Source organism: Candidatus Poribacteria bacterium (genome assembly GCA_016866785.1).
Classification (GTDB): domain Bacteria; phylum Poribacteria; class WGA-4E.
Window position 1 is genome coordinate 1 of record VGLH01000155.1, and the last position, 8,216, is coordinate 8,216.

At 65.6% G+C, this 8,216-nt stretch carries 8 protein-coding genes; 1 reads left to right on the forward strand and 7 read right to left on the reverse strand.

Translation table 11 applies throughout. The features are described 5' to 3' along the window. Positions 1-117: 117 nt before the first annotated feature. From FJZ36_16705 to FJZ36_16730, 6 genes are all read right to left on the reverse strand, one after another. The gene (locus tag FJZ36_16705; protein MBM3216539.1) at positions 118-1,290 is read right to left on the reverse strand and encodes a dihydrodipicolinate synthase family protein; all 1,173 of its coding nucleotides are present in this window, start codon (positions 1,288-1,290) and stop codon (positions 118-120) included. A 41-nt stretch (positions 1,291-1,331) separates the two neighbouring features. After that, positions 1,332-2,489 (reverse strand): BMC domain-containing protein, encoded by a 1,158-nt coding sequence (locus FJZ36_16710; protein MBM3216540.1) that lies wholly within the window; start codon positions 2,487-2,489, stop codon positions 1,332-1,334. Beyond that, entirely contained in the window at positions 2,486-3,067 is a 582-nt protein-coding gene (locus tag FJZ36_16715; protein ID MBM3216541.1) for a BMC domain-containing protein, read from the reverse strand. The genes FJZ36_16710 and FJZ36_16715 overlap by 4 nt, the downstream gene beginning before the upstream one ends. 378 nt (positions 3,068-3,445) lie before the next feature. Continuing rightward, entirely contained in the window at positions 3,446-4,408 is a 963-nt protein-coding gene (locus FJZ36_16720) for a hypothetical protein (GenBank protein MBM3216542.1), read from the reverse strand. Between the two features lie 85 nt (positions 4,409-4,493). Beyond that, on the reverse strand, positions 4,494-5,327 hold the full coding sequence (locus FJZ36_16725; GenBank protein MBM3216543.1) for an amidohydrolase: 834 nt from the start codon (positions 5,325-5,327) through the stop codon (positions 4,494-4,496). Further along, positions 5,321-6,169, reverse strand: coding sequence for an amidohydrolase (locus FJZ36_16730; protein MBM3216544.1), 849 nt, complete (start codon positions 6,167-6,169; stop codon positions 5,321-5,323). The genes FJZ36_16725 and FJZ36_16730 overlap by 7 nt, the downstream gene beginning before the upstream one ends. A 144-nt stretch (positions 6,170-6,313) precedes the next feature. Here FJZ36_16730 and FJZ36_16735 point away from each other — a divergent pair, with 144 nt between their 5' ends. Then, positions 6,314-7,033 (forward strand): glycosyltransferase family 2 protein, encoded by a 720-nt coding sequence (locus tag FJZ36_16735; protein ID MBM3216545.1) that lies wholly within the window; start codon positions 6,314-6,316, stop codon positions 7,031-7,033. On the opposite strand, the gene mazG is transcribed toward FJZ36_16735, so the two are convergent. After that, positions 7,017-7,853: a nucleoside triphosphate pyrophosphohydrolase gene (mazG, locus tag FJZ36_16740; GenBank protein ID MBM3216546.1), complete on the reverse strand. Its 837-nt coding sequence runs from the start codon at positions 7,851-7,853 to the stop codon at positions 7,017-7,019. The genes FJZ36_16735 and mazG overlap by 17 nt on opposite strands. Positions 7,854-8,216 lie beyond the last annotated feature (363 nt).

Below are 8,216 nucleotides of genomic sequence, written 5' to 3' on the forward strand. Positions count from 1 at the left end.
GTCTTCAAACTGGACTACCAACGCAGCCGCGAGCGGGACGCGTTCAACAACCCCAGCGATGGTGCGGCGGCTCTGTTCAGCGTGGCGACCTATTTCTGATCGCGCAAGACGGAGCTCTCACCGTCTGAGTATCGGCGGCTCAGACGGCGCCGGGCACGCGCGAGCGCGATCCACATCGTACCCCATGTCGCTCAGCAGGCACGACACCTGCGACTCGAGCCCGAGCAAGTATTGGCGCTCTTCCTCGCTCATCATCTGTCGGGGCGGACCCACGTCGAACCCCCGCACGGCGACCGCCGTCTTAAAGCCCTCCGGGAAGTTGGTTCCCAGCAGCATCAGGTTGATGAGGTCGAGAATGCGGTACTGGATCTCGCGTCCCCTCGGCACGTTCGCGGCGACGGCGAGGTCGTAGAGCTCCGTGATGACCTCCGGGATGATGCCCGATGTAGCGATGGTTCCCCCGCAGGCTCCCATCAGCACGGACGGAAACAGAATCTCTTCGCATCCGACGAGAACGACGTAGTCGGGACGATGCTTCCGCAGCCGGTGCATCGTGTTTTCGAGCCGAGGCAGGTCGCGGCTGGAGTCTTTCGTGCCGAAGATGCGCTCGAACTCCAGGAGCTCCTCCATCATCTTCAGCGGGATGTCCTGCGTGAACTGCGGGATGTTGTAGAGCAGGATGTCCAGCGGAGACTGGCGCGCGACTTCGGCGAAGTACTCGAACAGGCTCCGTTCCGATATCTTGTAGTAGTACGGCGCGACGAGCGAGATGGCGTCGACGCCCAGTTTGGCGTAGAACTCGGTCATCCTCAGCACGTCGCGGAGGTTCGCCTCGCTGGCTCCGGCGAGCACGGGAACCCGCCCCCGGTTCACCGAGCATACGAGCCGGACGACGTCCTGACGTTCCTCCCACGAGAGCCGGACGAACTCGCCCGTGCTGCCGTTCGGGTAGAGCCCGTGGATGCCCGACTCGATAAGCCAGTCGATGTAGCGCTCCATCTCGGAGTAGTTGATCCGCTGCTCGGCGTCGAAGATGATGATGTTCGGGCAGAAGATGCCCTTGAACCGAGCGCGGCTGCCTGCTGATGCTGGAACAGGCTTCGCGGGTACCACGTGCGGAGCTGGAGCGGGCTGTGCCGCTTCGCGCCGCACGAGTTCGACGCCCCGCGCCCGCAGATAGTCGATCGCCATCGGCGTCAGCTTCGCACGCGGCGCGACTTCGAGCGTCGAGTCGCCCTTGAGGCTGGTCTCGAGCATCTGGACGGTGATCACCGGTTCGTCGATTCGCATCGTACCTCGCCTTCGAATGGGTGCTCCGCGCGGCGGCGCGCTCACCGATGCGGCAGGCGCTCCTCGAGCGCGCCGTACGGGTGCGGGATCATGTGAACCCCGGCGACGTCGCCGTACCTCGCCGCCTCCTGCGCGCCGACGTCGAGCGCCTCCCGCACCGAGCTGACGTCCCCTCGTATGACGCTTGCCGTGAGGAAGTACCCGACCTTGTAGTTGCCCTCGAACGTCACGGAAGCGGTCTTCAGCATCCGATCCATCGCCTTGACGAGCCCGACCGTGGTTCGTGTCTCCAGCAGCCCCATCGCCTCGCCCGAGGCTTCCGCCTTCGCGCTGAACGTCCCGCCGAAGCACGCAAGAACCTGTTCATCGGCGCTCGAGACGACATGCGCCGCGACGGACCCCCCAACGTCCTCAGAGATCGCCCTACCCGCCTCGACCGACTCGCGGACATCGTCAACGCTGCCCGTCGCCAGGGCGACGATGCGACCGCCGCTGCCGATGGAGAACCGCCGGAGCCCGATATCAGCGACCTTCACCATCGCGTCTGTCCCGGCGACGCACGCGGCATACCCCGTCGTCTCTAGCACGCCGAGAGCGCCGACGCGCTCCGGTTCCCCGGCCAGTCGCCCGGGCAGCATCCCGTCGACGCCCGCGTGGGGTCTTGGCAGAACCGCTGATGCGTAGACCGTCCCGACGGGCTCAACGGCGCGTCTGCCTGCGTCGATCGCCGTCCGAACCGCCGATACGTCGCCCCGGACCGCCAGGTGGCACAACGCCCCGCCGATGAACGCCCAGCCGGTCAGCTCGACATCGGCGGACTTGGCGACGGCGTCCGCTCCGACGATCAGCGGCGCGACGCCCTGCGTCTCCAGGAGCCCGAGCGCGCGTCCATCGTCTGACGGCTCGACGTTTGCCGCGAGATGCGGCATCGCATCGGACGCCGTTCGGTCAGGACCGGCGATGGTCTCTGTGCGGATCAGCTCACCATGCGACCCGACGGCCTCGGTCCCAGCGCGGATCGCCGTCCCGATGGCGTCGACATCACCCTCGACGACCGCCGTCACCCAGCCTGAACCAATGCCATGCCGACCGACGAGCCGGACGCCAGCGGCTTTCAGCATGGCGTCTACGGCGGACACCAGCGCCGACATGCCGCGCGTTTCGACGACTCCCAACGCCCTCCCTTGGGTTGCCGTCATACGCCGCTCCCTCCGCCCGGTCGCTTGCCAAAGGCTCGGAGCACGTCTGGAACCGGCTGAGGCAGAATCGCCGAGCACAGGAAGTGCGGATAGTCGGCGAGTATGGTTCGGGCGACCTGCATCGCTTCCTCGACGGCGTCGACTGCGCCGCGATACAGCGAGCACACGACACGGTTCGCCACGGTGAGCACATTGACGACCTCGACGCGAGCAGCCTTGACCATTGCGTCGGCGACCTGCATCTGGACGGCGTAGCCTCGCGTCTCGACGATTCCCAGCGCTCCCGGTACGTCCGGAATCGACTCGATGATCGGAAACGCGATGTGACCCCGGAACACCGGGTCGGGGCGCGTGATGGACGCCGCGACGACGTGCTCGACGAGCTTACGCGCGGTGGCCTCGCCGCTTCCGAGGGCGGTTGCGACGGCGCTCACGGTTCCCGAGAAGAAGAGGGCCGTGTAGCCCCCGATGGAGTCCCATCCGAGGAGCTTCACGTTCGCTGCCTTCGCCGCCGCATCAGCCGCGACGACGATCGCAGCCACCCCTTCGACCTCGATCAGTCCGACAGCATCCGGCATTGTGTGGAACCCTCTGCGCTCGTGTCGGCCGTGTCTCGATTATACACGTCCCAACGGTCTGCGCCTACAGAGGCAGGCGCGCGAGAGAAGTAAACAGCCGTGGGAATCTCGATCAGAATCCGGCCGAAGACGGCTCTCCGGACTGCCTTCGTATCTACAGACTCGCCGCCGCTACTGCCCAGGAAGTACTGCCCGTCACCTGGGCTCGCCTCAAACGCGATATGCCGTAACGCATCCCTTCAACGCACGTCCACGATTCCATCCGCGAGACCGAGCACGGCAACCGGCGATCTGCGCCGGCAGGCGGAGTGCCACGGCTCTTGGCAGCCATGTCCCTGACGACGCGAGTTCGTGGTCAGTACCCGAAGCGGGGAACGGCTACGACCGCGTCCGTCTGATCGCATCGGCGTACGCTGCCGGCAGCTTGACCGGGCCCTCCGGCGACCACCAACGCGGAGTCTCCGTGTAGATCCACACGTACTCGTCCGACACCTCCAGCGCGTGGCGCAGGCACGCCGCGAACTGCTCCGGCTGGTGGTAGTTGGCGCTGATGTCGGTATCGTCCCAGCCCTGCCGCCGCCAGTCGTGGTCGAGCCACAAGCCGAACCCCAAGCTGAACACCTCGGCGTACCGAGCCGGGTCGGCGACGATGGGCAGGAGCTCCTCGCTCATCGTGCGGTAGGCGGCGTCGAACTGCGCCGGGTCGCGATAGCCGTAGGAGGACTCGTGTCCGTCGACGAGCTTGGTTCCGCCGCGCGCCGCTGACACCATCCCGTCGAGAAACGGCGCGAGCAGTCCGTAGCTGACGTCCGCCAACTCTCGCTCGCCTCGGCGCGTCTCGTACCACGGCAGGCAGTAGCCGAACGTCAGGAACACCTTCAGGTCCGGGAACCCCGCCTGAAACGCCTCCATGACCTCCACGCCGCGCCGAGTCGCCTGGTCGGCGTAGACGTGCCACGGCTTCGTCGCGGCATCCCGCAGTCCGCGATACTGGAACAGCGGCGAGTTGTACTGCTCGATGTCGAAGAGGAGCCCGTCGCACGCGCCTTCCTTGGCGACGCTCGCGGCGAGTTCCGCGTTGTGCAGGATCGCCGAGAAGTCGTCGAACCAGTCCACACCGCCGGGCGTCACGTTGAACCGCAGGAAGTTGTGCGGGAACCCGTCGGCTTCGCGCGTCGCCTTCAGGTCGTCGATGACGTGGGCGAACGCCGCCGCGTCGTAGGCTTCGGTTCCCCAACTGTGCCATGTGAAGTTGGTGTTCGCGTCGTCCTGACGCGCCATCATGTGGAACACGGTTCCATCGAAGGGCGTCGCGCGCATCTCGGCGACATGGCTCCGCATGAACGCCGTGTCCGGTTCGTCCCATCCGAACTCGATCAGCTTCTTGATCAGCTTCCTGTCGGGCAGCGGGAGGTCCTCCCGTGAGTCAGAAGCGGAACAGCTCGCGGGCGTTCGCCGACTCGATGCGCTCCCGCGCGGCGGTGGACACGCCAGCCTCCGCCAGCATCTCGAAGTGCGGGATGGGCTGTCCCGGATAGAGATAATCCGTGGCGAAGAGCAGCTTCCGGTGGTGGCGTTCGAGGAACCCCTTGCCGTGCTCCCAGTCGCGGGCGATGGCGTTGTGACCGGAACCGGCTGAGAGGTCCGCCCACAGGTTCGCATAGGTGGTCATGAGCCGCTCAACGGCTCCGCCTGACCTCACGGGGCCCTTCGGGTAGGCTCCCATCTGCGCCTCGGTGACATCGCCGGAGATGGGAGCCCAGAATCCGGGCCCGTGTCCAATGAACACCGAGCTCGGGAACGCGCGAAGCACGCGTTCGAGCCCGTCCAGGTTCGGGTTGTCGGTGCAGTACTGGCTGTCCATGTGCAGGACGACGGGCAGGCGGAACTCGTCACACGCTGCGAACACGTCCATCTGCAGCGGATGGTCGATGGGCAGTGGCGGGATGACCTCGCCGAACCCGACGGCTCCCATCTCGACGTACCGGCGGATGACGTTGCGCGGACCCTCCTTCGCGCCGCTGGTGGACATGCGCGGGTCCATGACGCAGAAGGGCAGGAACCGGTCGGGGTGCTCCTTCGCCAGCGCGATCATCTCGAAGGACGTGATGTAGTAGCTGACGGCTTCGGGGCTCTCCAGCGGCAACGGCGCGGACATGGCGATGTCGTTGGCGTCCATCCAGTCGAGGAGCATCTTCGGCGTCAGGGGCGGATAGCGGTCGTAGAGCAACCCCACGTGCACCTGCGTGTCGATCAGCATGGGTCGATCCCCAAGAGGTCGAGCGTGTCGCGGTGGATGATCTCGTCGAGCGCGGTCTGAGAGGTGCGCGGCAGGCGGGTTCCCTCGACGAGGTCGTTGACGCGCCGTAGCGCCTCGAACGAGCTCGCCGGCGTCGTGAACGGATAGTCAGAGCCGAACAGCAGCTTGTGGGTGACACCGTACTCCTGCGCCAGAACCATCGCGTTGTAGAACTGCCACGGGCGATAGTAGAGCGCCGAGATATCCGCGTAGACGTTCGGTTGCTTGCGGATCAGCACGATGGTGTCCGCTTCCCACGGATGCCCCAGGTGGGCGATGACCATCTTCAGGTTCGGGTAGCGAAGCGCGATCTCCTCCAGCAGAACCGGGTGCGCCCACTTCAGCGGGCCCCGGGTCACGAAGGTCGTCCCCTGATGGAGGATGATGGGCAGCCCGAGCCGATTCGCGGCTGAGAACACGGCGTCCGCTTCGGGCCCCAACGGGTCGAAGGCTTGGTAGATGGGCGCGAGCTTTAGCCCGCGCATGCCGGGCAGACGGACGGCGTCTTCCAGTTCGCCGACGCAGTCGGGGTCTGTCGGATCGACACAGGCAAATCCGCTCAGCCGCCGCAGGTCGCGCGAGACGTAGTCGGCGACGAACTCGTTGGGAACGTGAACGCCGAGGGTCGTGCTTTTGAAGGCGAAGACGAACGCGTGATCGACGGGGCGCATCGCGGCGTAGTGATCGTCGAGGCTGAAGTCCATCTGGACGCCGCCGGACTTGGCGCGGGTGGAGTCTCCCAGGAACTCCGGGCTGAGATGCTTGTCGAAGTCCCAGATGTGCGTGTGGCAATCGACGATCATCGGTTCCTCCCCTCCCTGTCGATGCGCCGATTGTCGAGCGTCGAACGCGGGGTGTCAACGCGACGCGTGCCAGCCGCTCGACGCTGTTGTGCGCCGGTGCAACGCGTGATAACGTCCGCCTGGGACCCGGTCGGGAGGACGCTGATGCCCAAAGCCAGTCGTGGCAAGCGCGAATACGGACTTCTGTCCGTCGTCATTCCCTGCTTCAACGAAGTCGATACAGTCGAGGAGCTCCTTCGGCGCGTTCAGGCGGTCGAGGTGGATATTCCCATCGAGATCGTCATCGTCGACGACTGCTCGACGGACGGCTCGCGGGAGCTCCTGCAGGCGTTGGAGGCGCATAGCCCGGCAGGGATACGGTTCGGATACCATCCTGAGAACCGTGGGAAGGGCGCGGCGCTTCGGACTGGCTTCGAGATGGCGACCGGTGACCTCGTGATCGTGCAGGACGCCGACCTGGAATACGACCCCAACGACTACGGTCGGCTGCTCGCCCCGATCCTCGCTGGCGATGCCGATATCGTCTACGGTTCGCGGTTCCTCGAAGTCGATAGCGCCACCTGGCACACGTACGGCAACCGCGCGCTGACCTGGCTGTCCAACCTCTTCACGGGCTACCGGCTGAGCGACATGGAGACATGCTACAAGCTCATCCCGACGGATATCTTGCGGACGATCCGGCTCCGCAGCGACCGCTTCGGCTTCGAGCCGGAGATCACCGCGAAGCTTGCCAAGAAGCGGCTCCGCATCGTCGAGGTGCCAATCTCTTACTCGCGGCGCGCGTTCGATGAAGGCAAGAAGATCAACTGGAAGGACGGAGTCGCCGCGCTCTCGCACATCGTTCGGTTCAGTCTGAAGGACTGACGCTCGACGGTTCCTCGCGCTCCCGCCGCTTCACGTCGTCCCAAATCCGATCCAGCGACTCGAGGTCGTGGTCGCCGAAATCCTCGCCACGGCTCTGCAGCTCCTGCTCGAGGCTCTGGAACCGCCGAGAGAACTTGGCGTTCGCGCTCCGCAGGGCGGATTCTGGCTCGACGCCCAGCAACCGCGCGACGTTGACCACGGCGAACAGCACGTCGCCGAGCTCCTCCGTGAGACGGTCGCTGTCGGAACCGATGGCAATATCGGCTTCGAGTTCCGCGACCTCCTCACGCACCTTCTCGATGGTGGGAGCCACCGTCTCCCAATCGAATCCCACGCGCGACGCCTTCTTCTGAAGTTTCGCCGCCGCCATCAGCGCCGGAAGACCGGACGGCACACCATCGAGCACCGACACGCGCTCCGACGATCCAGGCTCGCCGCGCTTGATGCGCTCCCAGAGACGAATCACCTCTTCCGGGGAACCGGCGTCGCCTTCGCCGAAGACGTGCTCGTGCCGACGCACGAGCTTGTCGTTCGTCAGGTTGAGGACGTCCACCATGCTGAGTCCGTCGGCTTCCTCGGCGATGCGGGCGTGGAGCGCCACGTTGATGAGCAGATCGCCCAGTTCTTCTGCTAGCTTGCCGGGGGAGCCAACCTCGATGGCTTCGATGACCTCGTAGGTCTCCTCGACCAGGTCCTTCGTCAGAGACGTGTGCGTCTGGGCGCGGTCCCACGGGCACCCGTTCTCCGACCGCAGGATGGCGATGATCTCCACGAGACGGGCGAACGCCTCGCCAACGGACGGCTTCGGGTCTTCGCGCATGCGCTCCTCCGATGGTGGCGTTGGCGCTGCTTCGGCGACTCCCGAATCGTAGAACCGCCCTGGTTCGATGTCAATTCGACGCGTGGGCGGTCTCCTGCGCGGGCACGACCTGTTCGGGACGCTCCGAATGTCGGACGGAGCAGACCTGATCTGTCATTCCCGCGGAAGCGGGAATCCAGACTCTAAGCTCCCGCTTGCGCGGGAGCGACGGATAGGGATGGCGGAACGTCCGAGCGGGCGCGAGTTGTCCGACTCCGTATGGCGATGGTAGCATCCGCCGCGTAACCCGAACGGGGGCCCCATGGCTGCAAGTACTGTCAGGACAGTGACTGCGAAACTGGCGATCTTCGTCTGCGCAGCGCT